At 68.1% G+C, this 24,644-nt stretch carries 26 protein-coding genes and 1 pseudogene; 10 read left to right on the plus strand and 17 right to left on the minus strand.

The genetic code is table 11. The annotated features are described in order from the left end of the window. Positions 1 to 52 precede the first annotated feature (52 nt). Together H7K45_RS22435 and miaB are read right to left on the minus strand one after the other, a co-directional pair. The gene (locus tag H7K45_RS22435) at positions 53 to 673 is read right to left on the minus strand and encodes an Rv2732c family membrane protein (RefSeq protein WP_263998174.1); all 621 of its coding nucleotides are present in this window, start codon (positions 671 to 673) and stop codon (positions 53 to 55) included. Next, positions 670 to 2,184 carry a tRNA (N6-isopentenyl adenosine(37)-C2)-methylthiotransferase MiaB gene (miaB, locus tag H7K45_RS22440; protein ID WP_263998175.1) on the minus strand — a complete coding sequence of 505 codons (1,515 nt, stop codon included), beginning with the start codon at positions 2,182 to 2,184 and terminating at the stop codon, positions 670 to 672. Before miaB ends, H7K45_RS22435 begins: the two co-directional genes overlap by 4 nt. A gap of 160 nt (positions 2,185 to 2,344) precedes the next feature. On the opposite strand from miaB, the gene H7K45_RS22445 reads away from it, so the two are divergent. The 4 genes from H7K45_RS22445 to H7K45_RS22460 all read left to right on the plus strand — a co-directional run bounded on the left by H7K45_RS22445 (position 2,345) and on the right by H7K45_RS22460 (position 5,579). After that, entirely contained in the window at positions 2,345 to 3,073 is a 729-nt protein-coding gene (locus H7K45_RS22445; RefSeq protein WP_263998408.1) for an amino acid ABC transporter ATP-binding protein, read from the plus strand. A 25-nt stretch (positions 3,074 to 3,098) separates the two neighbouring features. After that, positions 3,099 to 3,929 carry a glutamate ABC transporter substrate-binding protein gene (locus H7K45_RS22450; RefSeq protein WP_263998176.1) on the plus strand — a complete coding sequence of 277 codons (831 nt, stop codon included), beginning with the start codon at positions 3,099 to 3,101 and terminating at the stop codon, positions 3,927 to 3,929. Positions 3,930 to 3,949: 20 nt separating this feature from the next. Beyond that, positions 3,950 to 4,630, plus strand: coding sequence for an amino acid ABC transporter permease (locus H7K45_RS22455; protein WP_263998177.1), 681 nt, complete (start codon positions 3,950 to 3,952; stop codon positions 4,628 to 4,630). 109 nt (positions 4,631 to 4,739) lie between these two features. After that, on the plus strand, positions 4,740 to 5,579 hold the full coding sequence (locus H7K45_RS22460; RefSeq protein ID WP_276070451.1) for an amino acid ABC transporter permease: 840 nt from the start codon (positions 4,740 to 4,742) through the stop codon (positions 5,577 to 5,579). 10 nt (positions 5,580 to 5,589) lie between these two features. Here H7K45_RS22460 and H7K45_RS22465 read toward each other — a convergent pair whose 3' ends face one another. Then, the gene (locus H7K45_RS22465) at positions 5,590 to 6,411 is read right to left on the minus strand and encodes a helix-turn-helix transcriptional regulator (protein ID WP_263998179.1); all 822 of its coding nucleotides are present in this window, start codon (positions 6,409 to 6,411) and stop codon (positions 5,590 to 5,592) included. Between the two features lie 145 nt (positions 6,412 to 6,556). Between H7K45_RS22465 and H7K45_RS22470 the strand changes: the two genes are divergently transcribed. Further along, on the plus strand, positions 6,557 to 7,390 hold the full coding sequence (locus H7K45_RS22470; protein WP_263998180.1) for an oxidoreductase: 834 nt from the start codon (positions 6,557 to 6,559) through the stop codon (positions 7,388 to 7,390). Here H7K45_RS22470 and recX read toward each other — a convergent pair. The 4 genes from recX to H7K45_RS22490 all read right to left on the minus strand — a co-directional run bounded on the left by recX (position 7,387) and on the right by H7K45_RS22490 (position 10,564). After that, positions 7,387 to 7,941: a recombination regulator RecX gene (recX, locus tag H7K45_RS22475; protein WP_263998181.1), complete on the minus strand. Its 555-nt coding sequence runs from the start codon at positions 7,939 to 7,941 to the stop codon at positions 7,387 to 7,389. The two genes, H7K45_RS22470 and recX, sit on opposite strands and share 4 nt — an antisense overlap. Then, a complete protein-coding gene (gene recA, locus H7K45_RS22480) occupies positions 7,907 to 8,959 on the minus strand; it encodes a recombinase RecA (RefSeq protein WP_263998182.1) in 1,053 nt (350 codons plus the stop codon). The genes recX and recA overlap by 35 nt, the downstream gene beginning before the upstream one ends. 167 nt (positions 8,960 to 9,126) lie before the next feature. Continuing rightward, on the minus strand, positions 9,127 to 9,321 hold the full coding sequence (locus H7K45_RS22485) for a DUF3046 domain-containing protein (RefSeq protein WP_263998183.1): 195 nt from the start codon (positions 9,319 to 9,321) through the stop codon (positions 9,127 to 9,129). A gap of 10 nt (positions 9,322 to 9,331) precedes the next feature. Further along, entirely contained in the window at positions 9,332 to 10,564 is a 1,233-nt protein-coding gene (locus tag H7K45_RS22490) for a glycosyltransferase (RefSeq protein WP_263998184.1), read from the minus strand. Positions 10,565 to 10,605: 41 nt separating this feature from the next. Here H7K45_RS22490 and H7K45_RS22495 point away from each other — a divergent pair, with 41 nt between their 5' ends. Together H7K45_RS22495 and H7K45_RS22500 are read left to right on the plus strand one after the other, a co-directional pair. Then, the gene (locus H7K45_RS22495) at positions 10,606 to 11,046 is read left to right on the plus strand and encodes a limonene-1,2-epoxide hydrolase family protein (protein ID WP_263998185.1); all 441 of its coding nucleotides are present in this window, start codon (positions 10,606 to 10,608) and stop codon (positions 11,044 to 11,046) included. Beyond that, positions 11,043 to 11,459 carry a DUF5313 domain-containing protein gene (locus H7K45_RS22500; protein ID WP_263998186.1) on the plus strand — a complete coding sequence of 139 codons (417 nt, stop codon included), beginning with the start codon at positions 11,043 to 11,045 and terminating at the stop codon, positions 11,457 to 11,459. The genes H7K45_RS22495 and H7K45_RS22500 overlap by 4 nt, the downstream gene beginning before the upstream one ends. Positions 11,460 to 11,462: 3 nt before the next feature. Here the strand turns inward: H7K45_RS22500 and pspM are convergent, their stop codons facing one another. The 4 genes from pspM to pgsA all read right to left on the minus strand — a co-directional run bounded on the left by pspM (position 11,463) and on the right by pgsA (position 14,272). Continuing rightward, positions 11,463 to 12,272 (minus strand): phage shock envelope stress response protein PspM, encoded by an 810-nt coding sequence (gene pspM, locus H7K45_RS22505; RefSeq protein ID WP_263998187.1) that lies wholly within the window; start codon positions 12,270 to 12,272, stop codon positions 11,463 to 11,465. 20 nt (positions 12,273 to 12,292) lie between these two features. Next, entirely contained in the window at positions 12,293 to 13,105 is an 813-nt protein-coding gene (pspA, locus tag H7K45_RS22510; RefSeq protein WP_263998188.1) for a phage shock protein PspA, read from the minus strand. Positions 13,106 to 13,252: 147 nt separating this feature from the next. Next, on the minus strand, positions 13,253 to 13,588 hold the full coding sequence (gene clgR / locus H7K45_RS22515) for a transcriptional regulator ClgR (protein WP_263998189.1): 336 nt from the start codon (positions 13,586 to 13,588) through the stop codon (positions 13,253 to 13,255). A 102-nt stretch (positions 13,589 to 13,690) separates the two neighbouring features. Beyond that, complete coding sequence (pgsA, locus tag H7K45_RS22520; RefSeq protein ID WP_263998190.1) at positions 13,691 to 14,272, minus strand: CDP-diacylglycerol--glycerol-3-phosphate 3-phosphatidyltransferase; 582 nt, start codon at positions 14,270 to 14,272, stop codon at positions 13,691 to 13,693. A gap of 42 nt (positions 14,273 to 14,314) precedes the next feature. Here pgsA and H7K45_RS22525 point away from each other — a divergent pair, with 42 nt between their 5' ends. Continuing rightward, positions 14,315 to 14,830, plus strand: a complete 516-nt coding sequence (locus tag H7K45_RS22525) for an amino-acid N-acetyltransferase (protein WP_263998191.1) — start codon at positions 14,315 to 14,317, stop codon at positions 14,828 to 14,830. Positions 14,831 to 14,881: 51 nt separating this feature from the next. On the opposite strand, the gene H7K45_RS22530 is transcribed toward H7K45_RS22525, so the two are convergent. Together H7K45_RS22530 and H7K45_RS22535 are read right to left on the minus strand one after the other, a co-directional pair. After that, positions 14,882 to 15,721 carry a type IV toxin-antitoxin system AbiEi family antitoxin gene (locus H7K45_RS22530; RefSeq protein WP_263998192.1) on the minus strand — a complete coding sequence of 280 codons (840 nt, stop codon included), beginning with the start codon at positions 15,719 to 15,721 and terminating at the stop codon, positions 14,882 to 14,884. Between the two features lie 102 nt (positions 15,722 to 15,823). Next, positions 15,824 to 18,432 (minus strand): annotated as a pseudogene (locus tag H7K45_RS22535) (FtsK/SpoIIIE family DNA translocase). A gap of 131 nt (positions 18,433 to 18,563) precedes the next feature. On the opposite strand from H7K45_RS22535, the gene H7K45_RS22540 reads away from it, so the two are divergent. Further along, positions 18,564 to 18,878 (plus strand): putative quinol monooxygenase, encoded by a 315-nt coding sequence (locus H7K45_RS22540; RefSeq protein ID WP_263998193.1) that lies wholly within the window; start codon positions 18,564 to 18,566, stop codon positions 18,876 to 18,878. A 12-nt stretch (positions 18,879 to 18,890) separates the two neighbouring features. Next, positions 18,891 to 19,709 (plus strand): mycofactocin-coupled SDR family oxidoreductase, encoded by an 819-nt coding sequence (locus H7K45_RS22545; RefSeq protein WP_263998194.1) that lies wholly within the window; start codon positions 18,891 to 18,893, stop codon positions 19,707 to 19,709. Positions 19,710 to 19,721: 12 nt separating this feature from the next. Here the strand turns inward: H7K45_RS22545 and H7K45_RS22550 are convergent, their stop codons facing one another. The 4 genes from H7K45_RS22550 to H7K45_RS31565 all read right to left on the minus strand — a co-directional run bounded on the left by H7K45_RS22550 (position 19,722) and on the right by H7K45_RS31565 (position 24,606). Next, the gene (locus H7K45_RS22550; protein ID WP_263998195.1) at positions 19,722 to 20,210 is read right to left on the minus strand and encodes a hypothetical protein; all 489 of its coding nucleotides are present in this window, start codon (positions 20,208 to 20,210) and stop codon (positions 19,722 to 19,724) included. Further along, positions 20,207 to 21,010: a CAP domain-containing protein gene (locus tag H7K45_RS22555; RefSeq protein ID WP_263998197.1), complete on the minus strand. Its 804-nt coding sequence runs from the start codon at positions 21,008 to 21,010 to the stop codon at positions 20,207 to 20,209. Before H7K45_RS22555 ends, H7K45_RS22550 begins: the two co-directional genes overlap by 4 nt. Further along, on the minus strand, positions 21,007 to 21,765 hold the full coding sequence (locus H7K45_RS22560; protein WP_263998198.1) for a CAP domain-containing protein: 759 nt from the start codon (positions 21,763 to 21,765) through the stop codon (positions 21,007 to 21,009). Before H7K45_RS22560 ends, H7K45_RS22555 begins: the two co-directional genes overlap by 4 nt. A gap of 84 nt (positions 21,766 to 21,849) precedes the next feature. Beyond that, entirely contained in the window at positions 21,850 to 24,606 is a 2,757-nt protein-coding gene (locus tag H7K45_RS31565; protein ID WP_263998199.1) for a helix-turn-helix transcriptional regulator, read from the minus strand. Positions 24,607 to 24,644: the final 38 nt, after the last annotated feature.

Below are 24,644 nucleotides of genomic sequence, written 5' to 3' on the forward strand. Positions count from 1 at the left end.
CATCTCGCGGTTTGAAACCGGCTGCCGCCGTGGGATCCGCCGCGCCTCCGGTCTACCGACCGGGCCCCGGAGCCGGTCTCGACGGCCCGATGCCCTGGTCAGGCAGGCCGTCGCGATCCAGCAGCCCCGTGCGCTGACGTTCGGTGGCGAGCCGGCGTCGCTCCTCTTCGGCGGCCAGGTGGACGGCCGTACGCGACCACACCACCCGCGCCCAGTGGAACGACAGCAGGATGACCGCGATCCACGCCACGATCAGGCCGATGCCCGGGCCGGGGTGAGGCTCGGCGACCGTTTGCCGCGACCACACCGCCAGCATGCCAATCGGACAGGCGACGGCCGAGCCAGCGAGCGCGATCCACGCCAGACCCCAGCGACGGGTCAGCAGCGCCAGGATCGAGAACCCCACGCTGAAGACCAGGATCAACCACGTGAACACGCGGGACGGCAGTGCGATCGCCTCGTCCACCGCGGCCTGAGAGCCAACCAGGACGTCGAGTCCGCGCGCGCCGCCGGTGTGGGGCAGCACGAAGGAGAGCAGGATGACGAAGACCAGGATGGCGACCACCAAAGCCCGTGCGCCCGGGTTGATTTCACGGGCCACCCGGCGTTCGGCGTCCTCGAGGTCGCCCTTGAACTCCTCGAAGTTCGGTTCGTCGCGCTTGTCGCGGCTCATCGGCTGCACCCGGCCGTGACGGGCTGCGCGGGCGGCATGCCGATGCGCGGCAGCCCCAGACCGACGGACGTCGCTCCAGTGACGACCCGACGACCCGCCTCGTGCGCGTCACCGGATCTGGTGCGCCGGTGCTCGAGGAGGACGGCGTCGGCGACGAGGTGGTGCGGCGCGGCACCGGTGACGGTGGTGGTGACCACGTCACCGGGACGGATGTCACGCTCACCGGGCGCGAAGTGCACGAGCCGGCCGTCGCGAGCGCGCCCGGACATCCTCGCCGTGCTGACGTCCTTGCGTCCCTCCCCGGTGGCGACGAGGAGTTCGACGGTCGTGCCGATCTGCGCGGCGTTCTCCTCCAGGGAGATGCGCTCCTGCAGCTCGATCAGACGCATGTATCTCTCCTGCACGACGTGCTTGGGTATCTGGTCGGGAAGCTCGGCGGCGGGGGTTCCCGGGCGCTTGGAGTACTGGAAGGTGAACGCGCTGGCGAACCGGGCCCGCTCCACGACCTCGAGGGTGGCGGCGAAGTCGTCCTCGGTCTCGCCGGGGAACCCGACGATCAGGTCGGTGGTGATGGCCGCGTGCGGAATGGCCGCACGCACCCGGTCGATGATGCCGAGGTACCGCTCGGATCGATAGGACCGTCGCATCGCCTTCAGGATGCGATCGGAGCCCGACTGCAACGGCATGTGCAGCGTGGGGCACACGTTGGGGGTGGTCGCCATCGCCTCGATCACGTCGTCGGTGAACTCGGCCGGGTGCGGCGAGGTGAACCGCACCCGCTCCAGGCCCTCGATGCCGCCGCAGGCGCGGAGCAATTTGGCGAAGGCGCCGCGGTCGGTGGGCTCGTCGTGGTCGGCAAAGGAGACGCCATAGGCGTTCACGTTTTGCCCCAGCAGCGTGACCTCCAGGACACCCTGGTCGACCAGCGACTGCACCTCGGCCAGGATGTCGCCGGGCCGACGGTCGGTCTCCTTGCCGCGCAGCGAGGGCACGATGCAGAACGTGCAGGTGTTGTTGCAGCCAACCGAAATGGAAACCCAAGCGGCATAAGAAGATTCGCGAGACGCCGGCAGGGTGGAGGGGAACTCCTTGAGCGACTCGACGATCTCGACCTGCGCGACGCGGTTGTGGCGGGCGCGTTCCAGCAACGTCGGAAGCGAGCCGATGTTGTGGGTGCCGAACACGACGTCGACCCAGGGCGCCCGCGTCAGCACCGCATCGCGATCCTTCTGCGCCAGGCAGCCGCCGACGGCGATCTGCATGTCGGGGTTGGCTTCCTTGCGGGGTACCAGGTGACTGATGTTGCCGTACAGCTTGTTGTCGGCGTTCTCGCGCACCGCGCAGGTGTTGAACACCACCACGTCGGCGTCGGTGCCTTCGGCGGCGCGCTGGTAACCGGCCTCTTCGAGCAGGCCGGCGAGCCGTTCGGAGTCGTGCACGTTCATTTGGCAGCCGTAGGTGCGCACCTGAAAGGTGCGTGCGGACGCACCACTGGCCACCGTCGAAGTCACCCTGCAATGGTACGGCGGCACCAGCAGCATCCAAATTCGCCGGACATCCCGGGATTGCCCAGAGCCCTGCCAGCTGATCATTCCCTGGGTAAGGTCTGTGCGCATGCAGACCGACCAGTCGGAGGCCGACGCACGAGAGCCGACTCCTACGACGGTGCCGATGATTTCGATCAAGGGTGTCAACAAGCACTTCGGCAGCCTCCACGTCCTCAAGGACATCGACCTCGACGTGGACCGCGGCCAGGTGGTCGTGGTGCTGGGCCCGTCGGGTTCTGGCAAGTCGACGTTGTGCCGCACCATCAATCGGCTCGAGCCGGTCGACTCGGGCACCATCGCCGTCGACGGCGAGAAACTGCCCGAGGAGGGGCGCAAGCTCGCACAGCTTCGCTCGGACGTCGGCATGGTGTTCCAGTCGTTCAACCTGTTCGCGCACAAGACGATTCTGGAGAACGTCACCCTCGCGCCGATGAAGGTGCGCAAGACCTCCAAGGAGCAGGCGCGTACGGCGGCGATGTCGCTGCTCGAGCGCGTCGGAATCGCCAACCAGGCCGACAAGTACCCGGCTCAGCTCTCCGGCGGTCAGCAGCAGCGGGTGGCGATCGCGCGCTCGCTGGCCATGAACCCGAAGGTGATGCTGTTCGACGAACCCACCAGCGCCCTGGATCCGGAGATGATCAACGAGGTCCTGGCGGTGATGACGTCGCTGGCCGAAGACGGCATGACGATGGTGGTGGTGACCCACGAAATGGGCTTCGCACGCCGCGCCTCGGACCGCATCGTGTTCATGGCCGACGGCGCGATCGTCGAGGACGCCGACCCCCAGGAATTCTTCTCCAGCCCGAAGTCCGAACGCGCCAAGGACTTCCTCGGCAAGATCCTCAACCACTGACACGCCCCGCGAAAGGAATACCGCCGTGCCCTCCAGCAAGCCGTCTCTTCGATTCAGGGTGGCCGCCGCTCTGGCGCTCGCCGTTGCGCTCCCCCTGTCGGTCACCGCGTGCGGTGGCGGCGGCTCCGGTGGTGACGACGGCAAGATCGTCATCGGCACCAAGTTCGACCAGCCCGGCCTCGGGTTGAAGAACCCCGACGGCACGATGAGCGGATTCGACGTCGACGTCGCCACCTACGTCGCCGGACAGCTCGGCTTCACCCCCGACAAGATCGAATGGAAGGAATCGCCGTCCGCCCAGCGCGAGACGTTGATTCAGAACGACCAGGTCAAGTTCATCGCTGCGACCTACTCGATCACCGACGCGCGCAAGGAGAAGGTGTCCTTCGCCGGCCCATACCTGGTCACCGGCCAAAGCCTGCTCGTCAAGGCCGACAACTCCGACATCACCGGCCCGGATTCGCTGCAGAACAACAAGAAGCTCTGCTCGGTGTCGGGGTCCACCCCGGCCCAGCGCATCAAGGACAAGTACCCCGGCGTGCAGTTGCAGCAGTACGACACCTACTCCGCCTGCATCGAGGCCTTGAAGAACGGTGCGATCGACGCCGTCACCACCGACGAGGTGATCCTGGCCGGCTACGCCGCCCAGAGCCCCGGCACGTTCAAGATCGTCGGCCAGCCGTTCTCGGAGGAGAACTACGGCATCGGACTGAAGAAGGACGACAAGGACCTGCAGACCAAGATCAGCGACGCCATCACCAAGATGGAGAAGGACGGCGACTGGGCCAAGGCGTTCGAGAAGAACCTCGGACCGGCAGGCATCGCGACGCCTGCGCCGCCTGCGCTCGACAAGTGATCTGACTCAGCGGAGACCACGTGGAGATCTTCTCCGAGTATCAAGACCAGATCTTCGAGGCGTTCTGGACCACCATCCAGTTGACGGTGTACTCCGCCGTCGGGGCGCTGATCCTCGGCACGGTGCTGGCCGCGATGCGGCTGGCGCCGGTGCCGATGCTCAACTGGGTCGGCACGACCTACGTCAACGTCGTCCGCAACACCCCGTTGACGTTGATCATCCTGTTCTGCTCGTTCGGCCTGGCCCAGACGTTGGGCATCACCCTGGTCGACTCGCAGTCCCGGACCTCGATCGAGGACAGCAACTTCCGCTTGGCCGTCCTGGGCCTGACCGTCTACACCGCGGCATTCGTGTGCGAGACGGTGCGCGCGGGCGTCAACACCGTGCCCCTCGGACAGGCCGAGGCGGCCCGGTCGCTGGGGTTCACCTTCGGCCAGAACCTGCGAATGGTCATGCTGCCGCAGGCCTTTCGCGCGGTCGTCATTCCGCTGGGCTCGGTGCTCATCGCGTTGACGAAGAACACCACGATCGCCTCGGCCATCGGGGTCGCCGAAGCGGCGTTGTTGATGAAGGAGATGATCGAGAACACTGCCGCCCTGGCGACCATCGGGGCGATCTTCGCCCTGGGCTTCGTGATCCTGACGTTGCCGCTGGGTCTGTTGTTCGGCTGGCTGGGTAGACGATTGGCGGTGGCCCGGTGACGAGCGGCGATGAGCGCTTGCGCGAAGAGCAGACGAGCACCGCCGCGAAGAACGGAACATCGTGAGCGGCGCCTCAGTCCTCTTCGACGCGCCCGGCCCCCGCGCCCGGATGCGCAACCGGATCATCAGCGCCGTCGCACTGGTGCTGCTGCTGGCCGCGGCGTGGGTGGTCTACACCCGGCTGCAGTCCAAGGGACAGTTGACCGCGGCCAAGTGGGAACCCTTCCTGACCGGAAACCTCTGGAAGACCTACGTGCTGCCGGGCGTGCAGGGCACGCTGACCGCGGCGGCAGTGTCGATCGTGCTGGCCCTCCTGCTTGGTTTCGCCCTTGGCATCGGACGACTGTCCCACCACGGTGGCATCCGCCGCCCTTGCGCGGTGATCGTCGAATTCTTCCGCGCCGTGCCGGTGCTGATCATGATGATCTTCGCGTACTTCCTCTACGCGACCTACGACGTCTTCCCGTCGAAATACCTGGCGCTGGCCGGTGTCATCACGGGGTTGACGCTGTACAACGGCGCCGTCATCGCGGAGATCGTCCGCGCCGGGGTCAACGCGCTGCCGCGGGGCCAGTCCGAGGCGGCCGAGGCGCTGGGCTTGAGGTGGGGCCAGGTCATGCGGTCCATCCTGCTGCCGCAGGCGGTCACCTCGATGCTGCCGGTGTTGGTGTCGCAGATGGTCGTGGTACTCAAGGACACCGCGATCGGCTACCAGATCACCTTCCTCGAGATGGTGCGCCAAGGCACGCAGGTGGGCTCGGCCTACGGCAATTACGTGCCGGCGTTGATCGTCATCGCCGTCATCATGATCAGCCTCAACTTCGGCCTCGGCGCGTTCGCGACATGGCTGGAAGGCCGGCTACGCCGCTCCAAGCGCGGACCCGAACCGCTGCACCCCGCACCCGTCACCCAAGGCACCTTCGGTGCGGGTGCCGGCGGGACGATCTGACGCGGCCAACTCACCGAGTGCCGACCAGCTCGCGGAGCTTCGCCTCCGACGGCGACCCGGCAGGCGCGGTGTACACGATCACCGACAGCCCCGGGTCGGCCGGGAGGTGCATCGTCTCGTAGTTCAGCGTGATGGTCCCGACGGCGTCGTGGTGGAAGCGCTTCGGTCCGTGGGTGTGCTGGAAGAGGTCGCGCGCCGACCACGCGGCCTCGAAATCCGTTGATCTCGAACGCAGTTCGTCGACCAGCCGGTTCAGCGTCACGTCAGCGGCATCGCGGCCCGCGGCCACCCGGAGGATCGCCACCATCTGGGCGGCCACGTCTGCCCAGTCGGGGTACACCCGCCGCGCCGCAGGGTCGAGGAACATCCACCGGACCATGTTGCGCTCGGCAGCGGGCATGGCGGCGAAGTCGTGGATCAGCCGTGCTGCGGCGCCGTTCACGGCCAGCACTTCCAAGCGCGGACCATGGAGGACCGCCGGCGTCGGATCGAGGGCGGCGACCATGGCGCGGAGTGCCGGCCGGACCCGCGGCATGACTGGTGTCGTCTCCGTGGGCCTCATCAGGGCCACGAGATGGTTGCGCTCCAAGGGGTCCAGGCGCAGCGCCGTCGACACGGCGTCGAGCACTTGTTCGGACACGTTGGTCGCCCGGCCCTGTTCGAGGCGGGCGTAGTAGTCAGGGCTCACGCCGGCCAGCTGCGCCAGTTCCTCGCGACGCAAGCCTGCTACCCGCCGGCCGTTGCGCGTTGCAGAGAGCCCGACCTCGGCAGGCGTCAACCGGGCCCGGCGGGACCGGAGAAACTCGCTGAGTTCGTCCTTGCGGCTGGTCATGTCGCCATTATCGCCGCATCGGCGTCCCGTGGACTTCGAAACTAGTTCTGACAGACCTAGGTTGAGCGGGGCTCGTCAGACGGCGTCGACCGCGCTCGCCCCCGCGTTGTGATCCGGTGACAGACCGCAACGAAAGGGATTCGACATGACTGTGTGGTTCATCACCGGGGCGTCACGTGGCTTCGGACTGGAGATCACCCGAGAGGCACTCGGGCGGGGCCACGGCGTCGTCGCGACGGCACGCAACCCGCAGGCTCTCCTGGACGCCTTTCCGGACGCCGGCGACCGGCTGCTCGCCGTGACCGTGGACGTCGGCGATCCCGCGCAGGTCGACGCCGCCGTCGATGCTGCCGTCGACCACTTTGGCCGAGTCGACGTTCTGGTCAACAACGCGGGCCGGGGACTGGTCGGCAGCGTCGAGGAGACCTCCGACGCCGAGATCCGGGCGATCTTCGACGTCAACGTGTTCGGCCTGCTGGCCGTCACCAGGGCGGTGCTGCCGCACATGCGCGCCCAAGGTTCGGGCCTAGTGGTCAACCTGTCGTCCGTCGGCGGGTTCGTGGCGTGGCCGGGGTGGGGCGTCTACGCCGCAACGAAATTCGCGGTCGAGGCGCTGTCGGAGGCGATGACCCACGAGCTGGCGCCGCTGGGCATCCGGTCGGTGGCCGTCGAGCCGGGCCCGTTCCGGACCAACTTCCTCGACGGAAGCAGCCTCGTGTTCACCGAGACCGTCATCGAGGACTACGCCTCGACGTCGGGGGCGGCGCGTTCGTGGGCGACCGACACCAATTACGGCCAGCAGGGCGACCCCGTGAAGGCCGCGAAGATCATCGTCGACCTGGCCGACCGCGAAGATCTTCCGGAGCGAATTCAGCTGGGGGCCAACGCATTCGACGACGTCGCGGTCAAGTTAAAGCGGACCGCCCACGACCAGGCGGCGTGGCGGACGGTGAGCCTGTCGGCCGACTTCGACGCCTAGACCCGTCGGCGTTCCCGCTCGCCGGCCAACGCCACCTTCACCACGTCGAAAGCCATCGACGAGGCGTACCCCTTGCGGGCCAGCATGCCGACCAACCGCCGGATGACCTTGACGTCGTCGCCGTCGTCGTCGAGCCGCTCGCGTCGCAACTTGTCGGCGACGAGACGTTCGGCGCGAACCCTCTCGGCGTCGGCGTCGACGTCGGCGAGTGCGTCGGCGATCACGTCGTCGTCCACGCCCTTGGTGCGCAATTCGGCAGCCAAGGCGCGCTTGCCCTTTCCGGCGTTGTGATGCCGCGAACGGACCCACTGTTCGGCGAAGTCCTGATCGTCGACCAGTCCCACCGTCGCCAATCGGTCGAGCACCCGCTCACTGACGTCGTCGGGGTAACCCCGCTTGGTCAGTCGCTCGGCGAGCTCGGCCCGGGTGCGGGCCCGCACGGTGAGCAGACGCAGGCACAGGTTGCGGGCCTGCTCCTCGCGTTCGCGGGGATCCTGCGTCTGCTCCTCGTCCGACTCAGAAGTCGACTGGGGCGGGAAGTGCGTCGACATTGCTGGCGTCGTCGGTCAGCACGGCACCGATGCCGAGCTTCTCCTTGATCTTCTTCTCGATCTCGGCGGCCACTTCGGGGTTCTGGAGCAGGAAGTTGCGCGCATTCTCCTTGCCCTGCCCCAGTTGCTCACCCTCGTAGGTGAACCAGGAGCCGGACTTGCGCACGAAGCCGTGCTCGACGCCCATGTCGATGAGCGAGCCCTCCTTGGAGATGCCCCTGCCGTAGAGGATGTCGAACTCGGCCTGCTTGAACGGCGGCGCCATCTTGTTCTTGACGATCTTGCAGCGCGTGCGGTTGCCGACCGCGTCGGTGCCGTCCTTGAGCGTCTCGATCCGGCGCACGTCCAGGCGGACCGAGGCATAGAACTTCAATGCCTTGCCACCCGTGGTGGTTTCGGGTGAGCCGAACATCACGCCGATCTTCTCGCGCAGCTGGTTGATGAAGATCGCGGTGGTGCCCGAGTTGTTCAGTGCGCCGGTGATCTTGCGGAGCGCCTGACTCATCAACCGGGCCTGTAGGCCGACGTGGCTGTCACCCATCTCGCCCTCGATCTCGGCGCGCGGCACCAGAGCGGCCACGGAGTCGATGACCAGGATGTCCAGCGCACCGGAGCGGATCAGCATGTCGGCGATCTCGAGGGCCTGCTCACCGGTGTCCGGCTGGCTGACCAACAGCGAATCGGTGTCGACGCCAAGCTTCTTGGCGTATTCGGGATCGAGCGCATGCTCGGCGTCGATGAAGGCGGCGATACCGCCTGCCGCCTGGGCGTTGGCCACCGCGTGCAACGCGACGGTGGTCTTACCCGAGGACTCCGGGCCGTAGATCTCGATGATCCGGCCGCGTGGCAGACCGCCGATACCCAGGGCGACGTCCAAGGCGATGGACCCGGTGGGGATGACCGAAATCGGCTGGCGAGTCTCCTCGCCCAGGCGCATGACCGAGCCCTTGCCGTGACTCTTCTCGATTTGCGCGAGGGCCAGTTCGAGGGCCTTCTCGCGATCTGGGGCTTGGGGCATGGTGCTCTCCGTCCTGATGAGTTCTCGATCGGTTCCGATCGGTTGGCCGTGACGTTAGAGGAGACCTCCGACAAGCCCCGACACGTTGGTCCGTCGAACAGAACCCACACTAGACGAACACGTGTTCGATACAAGTGGACACGCCGGGAACGTCGGCAGCTATCGGTTCACCATTGGTCGCGGGGCACGTCGAAGTCGGCGCACAACGCCCGCCAGACCTCGCGCGGGTCGACGCCCTCCTCGATGGCCTGCTCGGCGGTCCGGCCGCCGACGCCACTGAGGACGTGGTCGACGAGCAGCGAGGCGCCTCGCACGGGGCCGAACTGTCCGTCGACCAACTCGTGGAATTCCGTCAACCGCACGTCCACCAACCTACCGAGACCGCTGCAGCGCGTCATGGCACACCCGTACCGGATCGGCGACGGCCATGACGCTCGCTCCGGCCTGCCGCGCACGTTCGCGGTAGTTCGGCGCGGACAGCACCCCGTCGACGGCAGCTGTCAACGCACCGGCGGTCAGGGGCCGAACGAGCCGGCCACTACCTTGGCGCACAACGCGATTGGCGATTTCCCACTGGTCTCCCCCGCCCGGCACCAGCACCATCGGCACACCTGCCAGCATCGCCTTGGCCACCAGACCGTGCCCGCCACCGCAGATCACCACGTCGGCCCGGGACAGCAGATCGTCCTGACGGCCGAGGCCCACCACGGCCCACGGCGGCACCCTGGCCTCCATGCCCCCCACACATCCCCCGTCGCTTCGCTCGCCCCCCACACATCCCCCGTCGCTTCGCTCGCCCCCCAGGCGCGAGACGACCACCCGAGCACCGGCAGGCACCGTGCGCCCCGGCGTCAACGCCTCCAGGGCCAGCTCGGCGAGGCCGTGGGTACCCGTCACCGCCGTCGACGGGGCGACGACGATCACCGGCCCGGTGCCCTCGGGAATCTCCAGGACCGTCGTCGTCGGCTCGAAGTGCAGGGGTCCCACCACGACGGCCTCGGCGGGCCAGTCTGGACGCGGCACCTCCAGCGCCGGCAGCGTGGCGATGAGGCGACGCACCGGTCCGGGGTCCGCGGCAGGCAGACCGATCTCGACCCGCGCAGCGGAGCGTTGCCGCAGCCCCATGCGCCACGACCGGGCCGTCAACGCGCGCATCACCGCGTCCCGCAGACCGCCTCGCAGGCCAACCCCCGGCGCCAACCCGGAGCCCAGCGGCGGGAGGCCCCGCGACGGCCGGTACAGCGGGTGTGGGTTGAGCTCCACCCACGGCAAACCCAGCATCTCGGCGGCCATTCCGCCGCAGGAGGTGATGACGTCGGACACCACGAGGTCGAGGTCCAGGTCGGCCAGGGCGCGTCGGTTGAGCACGGCCATCCGCGCCGCCCGGCGATGCAGCTTGGCACCGGAGTCCCCGTCGTCGTCACCGTCGACGGGATCCAGCCCGGCCAACAGCGTGGCCGCCACGCCCCGGTCTCGAGCCAGGTCCAACCACTGGGCACCGGTCAGCAGGGTCGGCTCGTCCCCTGCGGCCAGCAACTTCAGGCACAGTGCGATGGCGGGAAAGGCGTGTCCAGGGTCCGGTCCGGCCACCACCGCCACTCGCATCGCCCTACCCTGCCACAGCACGAGCCGACTACCCTGAGCCCATGACAGACCAGAATTCAGTCGTCGCGAGCACCGCCAACGCCAGTACCGTCGAGGCGTTCCTGTTCGCACTCAGGGACGAGGACTTCGACGCCGCCGACACGCTGCTGGCCGACGACCTGGTCTACGAGAACGTCGGCCTGCCGACCATTCGGGGTCGCGCCCGGGCGATGAAGCTGTTTCGTTCCATGGAGGGCCGCGCACGTTTCGACGTCGCGTTCCATCGCAACGTCGGCGACGGTTCGACGGTCCTGAACGAGCGCACCGACGCACTCATCTTCGGCCCGATACGCCTGCAGTTCTGGGTGTGCGGCGTCTTCGAGGTGCACGACGGCCGAATCACGCTGTGGCGCGACTACTTCGACACCCTCGACATGATCAAGGCGACGGTGCGTGGCATCGCCGGAGCCGCGGTGCCCGCCCTGCGGCCCCGGTTCCGGTGACCTCGCCGGCCGGGCGCAGCACGCCCAACCTCCTGCAGTACGTCGGCTACTGCTACGGCAGGCGCCTGCCGTCGTCGATGCGTCAGTGGGTCGCCGATGATCTCGCCGGTCCAGGCGCGACGCGGCGCATGATGGTCCGGATGTTCATCCCGGCGGTGCTGATCCTGACGCCGTTCTGGATCGTGCCGATGTCGTTGTACCTGCACCTGTCGACGACGTTGCCGATCCTGATCCCGTTCGTCTTCTTCTCCCACGCGTTGAACAAGGTGTGGCGCCGCCACATGCTCCGCAAGCACGGTCTCGACACCAGCCTGGTGGATTACCGGAACCGTCAGCGCGACGCCCACATCCACGACGCGTATGCCGAGAAGTACGGGCCCCGGTCGGGACCGCCGAGCAGCAGCGCGGTCTGACCTTCAGGCGCCGCGTAGGTGACCGAGCTCGTCGAAGGCCTGCGCCCAGCCGGCGAGCCGGTCCGTCGCGTGGCCGAGCTCGTGGCGTTGACGCTGCGCCGACATTGCCGAGGTCGACATCGAACCGGAATTGGCCGCCGAGACCAATCGCGCTGCCGCCTCGACCATTTCGTCGTACTGCCGCGCGCCGCCCTCGAGCTGGGCGGCGAATGCGCGAATCGTCGGGGTCAGGTGCACGCGGGACTGGGGTGCGGCGTTGGCGGCCTTCTCCATCGACACCACCTCGTTGGCCGTCGCCGTCATCGTCGCCGCGGTCTGGTTGGCGACGGCGGCGACCTCGCGCAGTTCGTCGGCCGGCAGCATCCGGCCGCGTTCCATCACACCTAGCAGCGAGAACAGCCCTCGCTCAGCCGAATTGAGCGCGGCCAGGGGTTGGCGTGCCGCCGAGCCCCACGGCGGCAACCGGCGCACCCGACGTTCGGGGGGCAGCGGCGACCGCTTGAGCCACCGGTACCGCAGACCCGCCAGGGTGGCCAGGAACGCGGCGCCGACGGCGATGGAGGCGGGGATCGGGAGCACCCAGGCCGGGATGACGTCCCAGGACGCGAGCACCCCGGTCACGGCGATCCACAGGACCGTGGAGAAGGTGAGGAAGACCGCAGTCCACAGCGCCCACTTGCGCTTGCGCAACAGCTTGGCCCGTGGGTCGGCGACTAGGCCCAATCGCTGCGCCACGACGTCGGACAACTCCGCTGCGGTGTCGGCGCCACGCTGAGCCAGCGTGCGCCACCCGTCGACCCGTCCGGCTGCCATGGCCCACCTACCTTCGAGAACTATTGCGAGAGAGGATTTTCCGGCGTGGCCGCCGGCGGGTTGGTCGCAGGTGCCGCGGGCGTCGAGGTGCCGTCACCGGCGGGCAGCGCGTCACCGCGCATCGACGCACGGATCTGCTCGAGCCGGGAGTGTCCGGCCATCTGCACACTGGCCTGCTGGATCTCCATCATGCGTCCCTGCACGGAATTCTGCGCCAGCTCGGCCGAGCCCATGGCATTGGCGTAGCGACGTTCGATCTTGTCGCGGACCTCGTCGAGGCTGGGCGTGCTGCCCGGCGCGGCGATCTCGCTCATCGACTGCAGCGACGCACTGACCTGTTCCTGCATCTTGGCCTGCTCGAGCTGGCTCAGCAGCTTGCTGCGCTCGGCGATCTTCTGCTGGAGCACCATGGCGTTCTGCTCGACGGCCTTCTTGGCCTGCCCGGCCGCCTGCAGCGCCTGGTCGTGCAGCGTCTTGAGATCTTCGACACTCTGCTCGGCGGTGACGAGCTGGGCGGCGAACGCCTCGGCGGCGTTGTTGTACTCGGTGGCCTTGGCGGCGTCACCCGACGTCGCGGCCTGATCGGCCAGGGTCAGGGCCTGACGCACGTTGACCTGCAGCTTCTCGATGTCGGCGAGCTGGCGGTTGAGGCGCATCTCGAGCTGACGCTGGTTGCCGATCACCGAGGCGGCCTGCTGAGTCAGGCCTTGGTGCTGGCGCTGCGCCTCCTCGATGGCCTGCTGGATCTGCACCTTGGGGTCGGCGTATTCGTCGACCTTGGAGCTGAACAGCGCCATGAGGTACTTCCACGCCTTGCTGAACGGGTTGGCCATCTGTGCGTTCCGCCTTCGTGTTGGAGTGAGTCCAGTGTGCCCGTCGCGCGGCTCACCGACATTCGTACGAGTTCGCTGTATGCCAACTTATCGGTTGAGCTCGGATCGCCACACCCCTGCGCGCGTTTCCGGCGGACGGGTGGGCCCTCAGGCCACCGCCATCGACACGGCCTGGGGAATGACGACCCGCGTCGAGTAGTCGATGGTGGCGCCGCTGGCCGTGGCGACCGGACGGGCGGCGGTCTTCTCCTGCCGCTGCATGGTCTCGCCCGCGTCGGTCAACACGCGTGACAACGGCACCTCCAGGGCACCGCAGATGGCGCTGAGCAGCTCGCTGGAGGCTTCCTTGCGGCCGCGCTCCACCTCGGACAGGTAGCCGAGGCTGACTCGGGCGTCGTCGGACACTTCTCGGAGCGTCCGCCCTTGCGAGAGCCGGGCTTGACGCAGCACGTCGCCGATCACTTCGCGAAGCAATGTCGTCATCGCGGTCTCCTCACAACGAAGGACGTGGTTACAGATCTTTGAGCTTTCACTATCAGGTTGAACGCCGATGACTGCCGGTTTGGTTCCCGAACGCCGTGCCCATCACGTTCGGACGCCCCGCAGCGCCGAGACCAGGTAGTCCACGCCGGTCAGAACCGTGAGCACGATCGCGGCCCACATGAACACCCAGGCGCCGGTGAGCCATGCCCCGCCAAGGGGCAGTACGAACAGTCCGATCGCCACCGACTGCACCAGAGTCTTGACCTTTCCGCCGCGACTCGCCGGGATGACACCGCCGCGGATGACCACGAGTCGCAGGATCGTCACGCCGATCTCGCGGGCCAGGATCAAGATGGTGACCCACCACGGGAGGTCGCCGAGCATGCTGAGACCGACGAGCGCCGCCCCGATCAGCGCCTTGTCGGCGATGGGGTCGGCAAGTTTGCCGAACTCGGTCACCATGCCGTAACTGCGGGCGATCGCGCCGTCGACGCGGTCGGTGACGACCGCCACCGTGAAGACGACGAAAGCCGCTACGCGCCAATACGTTTCGTGGCCGTCCCCGACGAAGAGCGCCGCCAGGAACACCGGGACGAGCACGATGCGCACGCCGGTGAGCGCGTTGGCGACGTTGACCACACTGACGCGCGGGGTCAACGGATCGACGTCTGACTGACCCGGCACGTGACCAGAATATCGGTAGCCCGAGCCGATACCCTCACTGCTGTGACAGGAGCTCCCCCCGACGACGATCTGGTGGTTCGTCGCGCCCGGACGTCGGACGTCCCTCAGATCAAGCAACTGGTCGACCTGTACGCCGGAAAGATCCTGCTGGAGAAGAATCTCGTCACGCTGTACGAGTCGGTCCAGGAGTTCTGGGTGGCCGAGGTCGACGACGAGGTGGTCGGGTGTGGCGCGCTGCACGTGCTGTGGGCCGACCTCGGCGAAGTGCGCACCGTCGCGGCGCATCCGCGGATGCAGGGTCGCGGAATCGGGCACGCCGTCGTGACGCGCCTGCTCGAGGTGGCCAGGGAGCTGCGGCTGCAACGGATCTTCGTGCTGACCTTCGAGACCGACTTCTTCGGCCGCCACGGGTTCCAGGAGATCGAAGGCACCCCGGTCACCTCGGAGGTGTACGACGAGATGCGCCGCTCCTACGACATCGGCGTGGCCGAGTTCCTGGACCTGTCCTACGTCAAGCCCAACATCCTGGGCAACACCCGGATGCTTCTCACGCTGTAGGCGCCGAGCGTGACGCCACTGCGAGAATTGGGTCGAGAATTCGCAGTGGGCTCACGCTCGGCGTCGTAATGCCCGTCCGACCCGCCCGATGATGGCGCCGTCGCTGTCCTCCGCGGTGATCCGCACGTCGTCCCAGCCCAGTTCGTTCAGATCCGCTTGGCGCCTGATGTCCCGGTCGAACTGCCGGCGAGACATCCGGTGGTGGCTGCCCTCGTAGTCGACGGCCACCTTGAGCTCTCGCCACCCCATGTCGACGACGGCCACGAGCCGCCCCCATTGGTCGTACACCGGGATCTGGGTCTCCGGCCGTGGGAAGCCGGCCGCGACGAGCACCAGGCGCACCCTGGTCTCCTGCGGCGACTCGGCACCCGCGTCGACGAGGTTCAGGACGTTGCGGGCGGCGCGAATGCCCCGGCGGCCGCCATGCCGTGCGGCCAGTGACTCAACGTCGGCCACGGGAACCCTGGTGGCGCGAAGTAGGGCGTCGACCGCCGCGACGGCCCGGCGACGTGGGTAGCGGCAGGCGATGTCGAGCGCGGTCCGCGCCGGTGTGGTGACGAGGATTCCGTCGCGCCGTGACGTCTCGTCGTCGGCCACTCGATCCGACCACGTCGTGATGCCGCCGGGGGGACGCCGATTGCCGTACAGGAGTTCTGCCGGTGCGCGGTCGTCGACCCACTTGGCACCGTGCACCGCCGCGGCGGACTGTCCGGCGACGATCCCCGCGCGCCCCGACCACAACCACGCCGCCCGTGCGCGCGTCACTGCGGTCGGCTCCGCGCCGCGCGGGATGTAGACGTCGCGATGAATCGGTGTGCACGTGCTCCGCAGCTGATACGCCGTCAGGCGGCCCGCGGCCACCGCCTCACTGCCGACGAATGGCGCCCCCATGGCGGCAGTGTGCCGGCACCGACCGACACCTCGCCGAACGTGACGCCACTGCGAGAATTGGCTCGAGATTTCGCCGTGGGCTCACGTTCGGCGCAGGGCGAACTAGAACTCGTCGGCTGCGTCGGCTCCGTTGGCGTCGGCGCCGCCGCGAATCAGCATCAGGGTGCCCGCCAGCTCGTCGGGCTTCACCAGCACCTCGCGGGCCTTGGACCCCTCGCTCGGGCCGACGATGCTGCGCGTCTCCATCAGGTCCATCAGCCGGCCGGCCTTGGCGAACCCGACGCGTAGCTTGCGCTGCAGCATCGACGTCGACCCGAACTGCGAGGACACCACCAGCTCGACGGCCTGCAGGAAGACGTCCATGTCGTCGCCGATGTCGGGGTCGACGTCGGTGCGCTCGCCACCGGGCTTGGCGGCGGTGACGCCCTCGGTGTAGTCGGGCTCGGCCTGGTCCTTGCAGGCCGCGACGACGGAGTAGATCTCCTCGTCGCTGATGTAGGCGCCCTGGAACCGGACGGGCTTGTTGGCGCCCATCGGAAGGAACAGCCCGTCACCCATGCCGATCAGCTTCTCCGCGCCCGGCTGATCGAGGATCACTCGGCTGTCGGTCAGCGAGGACGTGGCGAACGCCAGCCGCGAGGGCACGTTGGTCTTGATCAGACCGGTGACGACGTCGACCGAGGGACGCTGCGTGGCGAGGATCAGGTGGATGCCTGCGGCGCGGGCCTTCTGGGTGATGCGGACGATGGCGTCCTCGACGTCACGCGGCGCGGTCATCATGAGGTCGGCGAGCTCGTCGACGATGGCGATGATGTACGGGTAGGTCTTGTAGACCCGCTCGCTGCCCAGCGGGGCGGTGATGACCCCGGACTTCACGTTCTTGTTGAAGTCGTCGATGTGACGGACCTTGTTGGCCTGCATGTCCTGGTAGCGCTGCTCCATCTCCTCGACCAGCCAGGCGAGCGCGGCCGCCGCCTTCTTGGGCTGCGTGACGATGGGCGTGATGAGGTGCGGGATGCCTTCGTACGGCGTGAGTTCCACCATCTTGGGGTCGATCAGGATCATCCTGACCTCCTCGGGGGTGGCCCGCGACAACAGCGAGACCAGCATCGAGTTGACGAAGCTGGACTTGCCGGAGCCGGTGGACCCGGCCACCAGCAGGTGCGGCATCTTGGCCAGGTTCGCCGAGATGAAGTTGCCCTCGATGTCCTTGCCGAGGCCGATCACCAGCGGGTGGTGGTCGCGGCGCGTGGTCGGCGCGGTCAGGACGTCGGACAGCCGCACCATCTCGCGGTCGGTGTTGGGCACCTCGATGCCGACGGCGGACTTGCCCGGGATGGGGGCGAGCATGCGGACGCTCTCCGTGGCCACCGCGTAGGCGATGTTCTTCTGCAGCGCGGTGATCTTCTCGACCTTGACGCCCGGCCCGAGCTCGACCTCGTAGCGGGTGACGGTCGGCCCGCGGGTCAGTCCGGTGACGGCGGCGTCGACCTTGAACTGGTCGAGCACCGACTGGATGACTTCCATCATCTTGTCGTTGGCCGCGCTGCGGAGCTTGGGCGGATCGCCGGCGACCAGCAGGTCCAGCGACGGCAGGGTGTAGGGGCCCTCGACGACGCGGTCCAGTGAGAGCGTCTCCTCGGGGGCCGGTGGTGCGACGGCAGGCGCTTCGGGCTTCTTGCGCTTGGCGCGCACCTTGGGCTCTGGCGCCGTGGGCGTCTCGTCGGCTTGGGGTTCGTCGAGCGGGTAGTTGTCCATCGGCGTGCCGAGTCGACTCACCGGGACGGTCGCCGATCCAGCCCGCGGCGCGCCGGGCCACTGCACCTCGTCGGCGCGAGCCGAGGTGGGGTCGTCGTAGTAGCCGTCGGAGAGATCTTCGGCGCGAGCGTCGGGATAGTCGTCGTACTCGGCGTCGTCATAGTCGTCGTCGTACTCGTCACGGGTGTCGCCGCGGTAGGCGCCCATGAACATGTCCTGCAGCGCGGCGGGTACCTCACGGATGGTCGTCCCCGTCACCAGCAGCAGGCCGAACAGGATGCCGATGATCAACAGTGGCGTCGCGATCCACGCGGTCAGTCCGTCCGAGAGCGGTCCGCCGATGGCGAAGCCGACGAAACCCGCCACCCGCTGCCGGTCGGCGGGGTCCGTGGGGGCACCGGACCACAAGTGCCACAGACCGAGGACGGGCAGGGCGATCATCGAGGTGCCCAGGACCAGCCGTGGGCGCGCCTCCGGGTTCGGTTCGGTGCGCATCAGCAGAATTGCCACCGCGATGAGGGCGATGGGCAGCAGCACGACTGCCGATCCGATGACGGTCCGCACGCCCGCGTCGATCCAGCCGCCGACCGGACGCGCGGCGTCGAACCACGAGCTGGCGGCCATGACCACGGCCAGCGCGAGGAGACCGAGGGCGATGCCGTCACGGCGGTGCCCTGGCTCGAGTTCGCGGGCCCGTCCGACGGAGCGGGCGGTGGAGCCTGCGCCCTTGGCCAGCATCAGCCAACTTGCGCGCGCTCCCTTGCCGATTGCGGAGCCTGCGGCCGCCACCGGGGACGGGTTGCGTCGTGGCGCGGGTTTGCGCCGCGGGGCGGCGGGGCGCGTGGTGCGCGCACGGGGCTTTGAGCTGCTGGAACGAGCTCCCGAGCGGGCGGCGGTCTTACTAGCCATGGGGAAAGACTAGTCGCACGAACCACAATTTCACCATCAGCCACACAGGTAACAGTTAGGTCAACGAAGGGTCCCGGACCGACGGCTGCGCGGGTACCGCTCTGATGCCCCCATCTGCTGGGTAATGTGAGCGGCGCCGCAAGCAGTTCGTGCCCGCTCGATGAGGAGTCTCCGCATGCCCGTTGTCGTCGTCGCCACCATGACCGCCAAGCCCGATTCCGTCGACGCCGTGCGCTCGGCGTGCACGGAGGCGATCGAGGCGGTCCACTCCGAGCCGGGCTGCGAGCTGTACTCCCTGCACGAGGCCGACGGCACCTTCGTCTTCGTCGAGCAGTGGGCCGACGAGGAGTCGCTCAAGACCCACGGCACCGCCCCCGCCATCGGCAAGCTGTTCGGCGCGATCGGCGAGCACCTCGACGGCGCTCCCGACATCAAGATGCTCGCGCCCGTCGTCGCCGGCGATCCGGCCAAGGGCCAGCTGCGGCCCTAACTGAACTCAGCCATGAGACCGCTCGAGGGCAAGGTCGCCTTCATCACCGGCGCGGCCCGCGGGCAGGGCCGCGCGCACGCCGTGCGCCTGGCCTCCGACGGGGCCGACGTCATCGCCGTCGACCTGTGCGATCAGATCGCCTCGGTGCCCTATCCGATGGCCACGCCCGACGACCTCGCCGCCACCGTCAAACTGGTCGAGGACACCGGTGCGCGCGTCGTGGCGCTGCAGGCCGACGTCCGCGACCGCGCGGCGTTGAAGACCGCGCTGCGTGCCGGTGTCGACGAATTGGGTGGTCGACTCGACGTCGTCGTCGCCAACGCCGGGATTGCGCCGATGGCCGATGAGAACGCCTGGCACGACGTCATCGACGTCAACCTCACCGGTGTGCACCACACGGTGGACGTCGCGATGCGACCAATGGTCAAGGCGGGCAACGGCGGCGCCATCGTGCTGATCAGCTCGGTGATGGGGTTGGTCGGGCTGGGGTCCCCGTTCGCCGGCTCCATCGGGTACGCGGCCGCCAAGCACGGTGTGGTGGGTCTGATGCGCTCTTATGCCAACCTGCTGTCACCGCAGGGCATTCGAGTCAACTCGATTCACCCCGCGGGCGTGCGGACCCCGATGATCGACAACGAGTTCACCCGAAAGTGGCTCTCGGACATGACCGACGGCAATGCCGACGGACTGGACATGGCCAGCGTCGCGAACATGGAGACCGTCGAGCCGGAGGTCATCGCCGACACCGTCGCCTGGCTGGTGTCCGACGCCGGCAAGCACATCACCGGAGTGGCCCTGCCCGTCGACGACGGCTACGTCAACAAGCGCTGATCCTGCCGCGCGTCAGCCAACCGGCTGAATCGACGACAGCCGGGAGATATGGGGATCGGTGCCGTCCGGTACGAAGCGGATGACCAACGTGTTCGCCGGCATCTGCGTCGCCAGCTGATTCAGTTGGCGGGGTAGGAACGCGTTGGCCTTTGCTCGGCCGTACCAATTCGGGTCGCCCGGATCCGCGGCACCGACCCGCTGAATCGTCGCATCCCACTGCTGGACCGCGCCCGGCGGCGATCCCCCGAACCCCGTCGACGGCAGATAGAGCTGGGGCTCGCCGAAGACGGTGATCGGGGCATTGCCTCCGGCTGGCGTACCGGTGAGCGTGCCGTTCACGTCGTCGGCGCTCAGCACGGAGAAGCGTGCGCTGCAACCGTCATCGACGACGACCGCTCCCGGCGGGCAGGTCGGCGGGTCCGCGAGCGCGGGCGCGACGCCCGTGATCAGCCCTCCCCAGCCGAGCAGTGCGACGACGACGGTGGTGTGGAAGATTTTCACGAAGACACATCCTGTTCTACGTGGCCAAATTCGACGGACCTTCCGTCGAAGGTGCCGCGACACGCCACCACCACGTGGTAGGTCGAGAACGGCGGCGGAGCCAACACCGTGAAACTCGCACTGCCCCTTGGCTGTATGGCGAACGTGCGATTGGTCCCGGGCAGCACGGGATTGGTCGCCGCGTAGGTACAGGTGCCCGCGATGTCGGCGGTACTCGTGACATTCACCGTCCACTGGAGCCCCTTGTCGAAGGACACCCGGACCGCGTCTGTCGGAGCCACCTTCGGCGGCGCGGGCGCGGGCGTGGGTGACGGCGTCGGCGCAGGAGTCGGCACCGGTGGTCCAGGGGTCTCGTTCGCGGGAGAACCGAACAGCATGGTCACGACGTCGACGGATCGGTCCTCGTGACGAATGAACCCCACGCCGAAGTCGGTCTCGGTGCAGTCGTTGACCATCGCTCTCGCGCCCCTAGCGTAGGCGCTCAAGATGGCGACGTCCTGCGGGTCGCCGGAGCCGAGGAACGCAGCGGTCTGCCCGGCGTAGTCGCGCGGGATGCCGTCCGACCGCACCTCCGATCGCGCGTACTTCTGCGCGGCCGCTTCCAGGGAGGTGTCGTAGTTCAGCTTGGGACATCCGGAGTTGGAGCGGTAGGCGATCACCGACGTGATGATTGGAGCCAGGGGATCGTCTGCGCGCGCCGTCGGCGTCGTCGAACCGCCGGCAACGATCGCTGCGCCGAGCAGCGCGACGACGACGGCGACGGGTGCGACCGAAGGTCGTCGTGGTCCGAGATCGCTCATGCACTCACGTCCTGTTCGACGTGACCAAACTCCACGGTCTTGCCGTCGAACGGTCCGCTGCAGGAGACCACCACGTGGTACGTCGAGAATGGCGGCGGAGCCAACACCGTGAAACTCGCACTGCCCCTCGGCTGTATGGCGAACGTGCGATTGGTCCCGGGCAGCACGGGATTGGTCGCCGCGTAGGTACACGTGCCCGCGATGTCGGCGGTACTCGTGACATTCACCGTCCACTGGAGCCCCTTGTCGAAGGACACCCGAACCGCGTCTGTCGGAGCCACCTTCGGCGGCGCGGGCGCGGGCGTGGATGACGGCGGCGGCGTGGGTGCGGGCGGCGGCGCCACGGCGGGTGTCCCGAAGACGATGCTCACCGAATCCCATTCGAGGCTTTCATTGCGGTTGAACCCGACCCCGAATTCGGTGAAGGAGCAGTTGCTGATCGCATCGCCCGCGCCCTTCTCGTAGGTGTCGTTGATCGCAGCCGCTTCGGGATCCCCCCAGCCAATCGTGATCTTCGCCGTGCCCTTGTATGCGCTGGTGTCTCCACCTCGGACGTCGCCCGGCCGGACCGCGGTCTGCGCGATGTCCTCGAGGATTCGATCGTAGGCAAGTGCCGGGCAACCCGTCCTGGAGCGGTCACCGTTGACCGCTCCTCGGATTTGCGGCAACGGATCGTCGGCACTCGCGACCGGCGTCGGCACGATTCCGGCAAGCAACGTGGCGCCGACGACGGCGGGCAACAAGCGCATGGACATGATCGGTGAGATTCCCCTGGTTCGGCCCCGAGTGCTGACGCCGACGCTATTGATCTCGAAGCCGTTGGGTAACTAGGGGATTCCCTAGTTTGGGTCACGCACGAGACGGCCGAGTTCCGCCCGTGAACGGATGCCGAGTTTGCGGTAGATGCGCGCGAGGTGGAACTCGACCGTCTTGGGGCTGATGAACAAGGCGGTCGCGACTTCGCCATTCGTCATGCCCGAGGCGGTCAATCTGGCCACCTTCTGCTCGGATGCGGTGAGCTCGGGTGTGGACGTGCCGTTGCCGGCGCGAGCGAGTTCGGCTCGCGCCCGGGCAGCCCACAATGGCGTGCCGAGTTGCTCGAAGAGCGTGACCGCCTCGGCCAGAGACGACGTCGCCGCGGATGCCTGACCCCGCCTGAGGTGAATCACGCCCAGGGTCAACTGGGTTCTCGCGCGCTCGAAGGGCATTGGCAGCCGGGCGTGCGCGATCAGCGCGCCGTCGACTGCGCGTTGGGCGCCCGCGAGATCGCCACGGGCGGCCAGCACCATGCCGCGAGTGCGCCCGCCCACGGCCAACATCCACGCCCGGTCGAGTCGGCGGCCGTTGCGCTCGACCACGTCGACGAGCCGCTGGGCCTCGTCGAGCCGCCCCAACCCGACGAGAGCCTCGACGGCATCCGGGAGGAACGATCCGCCGATGATCTCCGTAGCCTCCGGTGCGCCAACGACTTTGGCGATCAACGGGGCGAGTACGTCCACGGCCGCCTGGTGGTTGCCCGTCGACACCTCGAGCAGTCCCAGTACCGTCAAGGGCCATTCGCCCATGGCCGAGAAACCGCTGCGGGCGGTGGCAGCTGACGCCTCGACGAGGTCGGCCCGGGCGCCGGATTCGTCACCGATGTAGGTCCGGGTCGCCGCACGCGTGGTCAGCGCCACGAACAGCGACACGTTGCCGCCGAGCTGTCGGGCCCGTTCGACGGTGTCCGCGGCCACCCGCTGGGCTTCGGCGAGGTCGCCCAGCCAGATTGCAACGAAGCAGGCGTGGAAGGACACGAATACCAACTCGCCCTCCGCGCCTCGGTCGACGCAGCTACGCCGAATCGACATCAGGACGTCACGGGCCGCGCCGAGCTGCCCCGTCCACGCCGACAGAAGCGCGTTCTGCATCGTTGCGCGAAAGGCGATGGGAATCTTGGTGGCCTTGGCCTCCAGCTCGAGGGCGCGACGCATGTCGGACTGGTCGAACCCGGCGCCCTGGACGAATCGGATCATGGCACGCATGCCGAGGGCCTGACCGAGCAGCGCGGGGATGGTGCAACGGCGAGCAGTCTCGACCGCGGCCTCCACCTGGTCGAGGGCGTCGGCGGCCCGGCCGACGTTCAACAGGGCGAAGGCCAACGTGGTCAGCATCTGGGCGCTCAGCTCGTCGTTCTGGCCCACCTCGGCGAGGCCGCGTACGAGCACGCCGACGCCTTCGGCGAAGCTGTCGTCGAACAGCTCGATCACGGCCAGCAGCATGAAGGCATTCGCGCGTAGGTCTCCCGGGGGAAAGTGCGCAATGACCTGGCCGAGTAGGTTCCTGGCCCGACCGGGGTCTCCCGCCTGTACGTGAAGGCTGGCGCACCGTAGCCGGCGGCCGGGCGCGTCGTCTCCCAGTTCGCGTGCGAGGTCGAGCAATTCGGCAGCGGTCGCCGGCGCGCCACGCATGCTCGCCAGCTCGGCCGCGACGTCCAGCGAGTGCAGGATCGCCGGCGTCGCGCTGGTGGCGGACAACGCCAAGTGTCGAGCCCGCGCCTCTGGATCGTCGACCACCTCGGCCAGCTGGGCGTGAACCGCTCGACGACGTGCCGCGGTGGCCTCGGTGTACACACCCCTGGCCAACAGGGGATGAGCGAAGCGCAGTCTGCTGCCGTTGACCTCGACGATTCCCGCCTCTTCGACCTCCCTCAGCACGAGCAAGAGATCGTCTTCGGCGGCGCCGGCAGCCCGGGCGACCACGTCGACGGTGGGGGCCGCCAGACACGCGACCACCAACAGAGCAGCCCGGACGTCGGAGTCGAGGCCGCCGATCCGTGCTCGAACCAGTTCCTTGAGCGAGGCGGGCAGCGAGGTGGTCCTGCCGCCGTGACTCTGCAGGGACCGGGCCAGTTCCAGCGCGAAGAAGGGATTGCCGCCCGACACCTCGTGAACGTCGACCATGACCGGACGCGGGAACGACGTCCCGAGCCGATCGGCGATGATTGCCTGCAGTTGGCCAATACTCATCGCCGACAGCGTGATTCGCCGGAGGTCGGCGGGTGAGGGCAGCTGCAGCCACGACGTGGCACGCACACTGTGGGAGTCGTCCCGGGTGGTCGCGAGCACTGCGACCCGGCCCACCAGTCGACGCGTCAGAAACTCCACGGCGCGGGCGCTCGAGGTGTCGAACCACTGCAGGTCGTCCATGGCCAGCAGGACGGGTGCCTCGGCCGTCAGCCGGGTGACGACGGCCAGCAGCGCGGCCGCGACGGCCCGCGGGTCGGTCGGCGCCCCACCGGCAGCGGACCGGAGTTGGACGTGGTCGAGCGCGACCCGTTGCGCCTCTGGCAACTCGGACCGCACGGAAGCGTCGACGCCGTTGAGCAGGTCTGCCAACGCCGAATACGCCAGCGCCGATTCAGCTTCCGCCGGCCTGGCCGCCAGTACACGGTAACCACGTTCACGAGCCGTATCCACGCCGGCAAGCCACAGCGTCGTCTTGCCGAGTCCGGGTGCCCCCTCCACCAGCAACCCCGCTGGCGCCGTGCGGTCGGCTACCAGAAACTCCTCCACCGCATGGGTTTCGGACTGGCGCCCCACGGGACGTGAAGTCGTCACCGAGCGATCATCGCACCGGGACTCGGTTGACGCCGGGT

It is taken from the genome of Mycobacterium yunnanensis, assembly GCF_025823185.1.
Classification (GTDB): Bacteria; Actinomycetota; Actinomycetes; order Mycobacteriales; family Mycobacteriaceae; genus Mycobacterium; species Mycobacterium yunnanensis.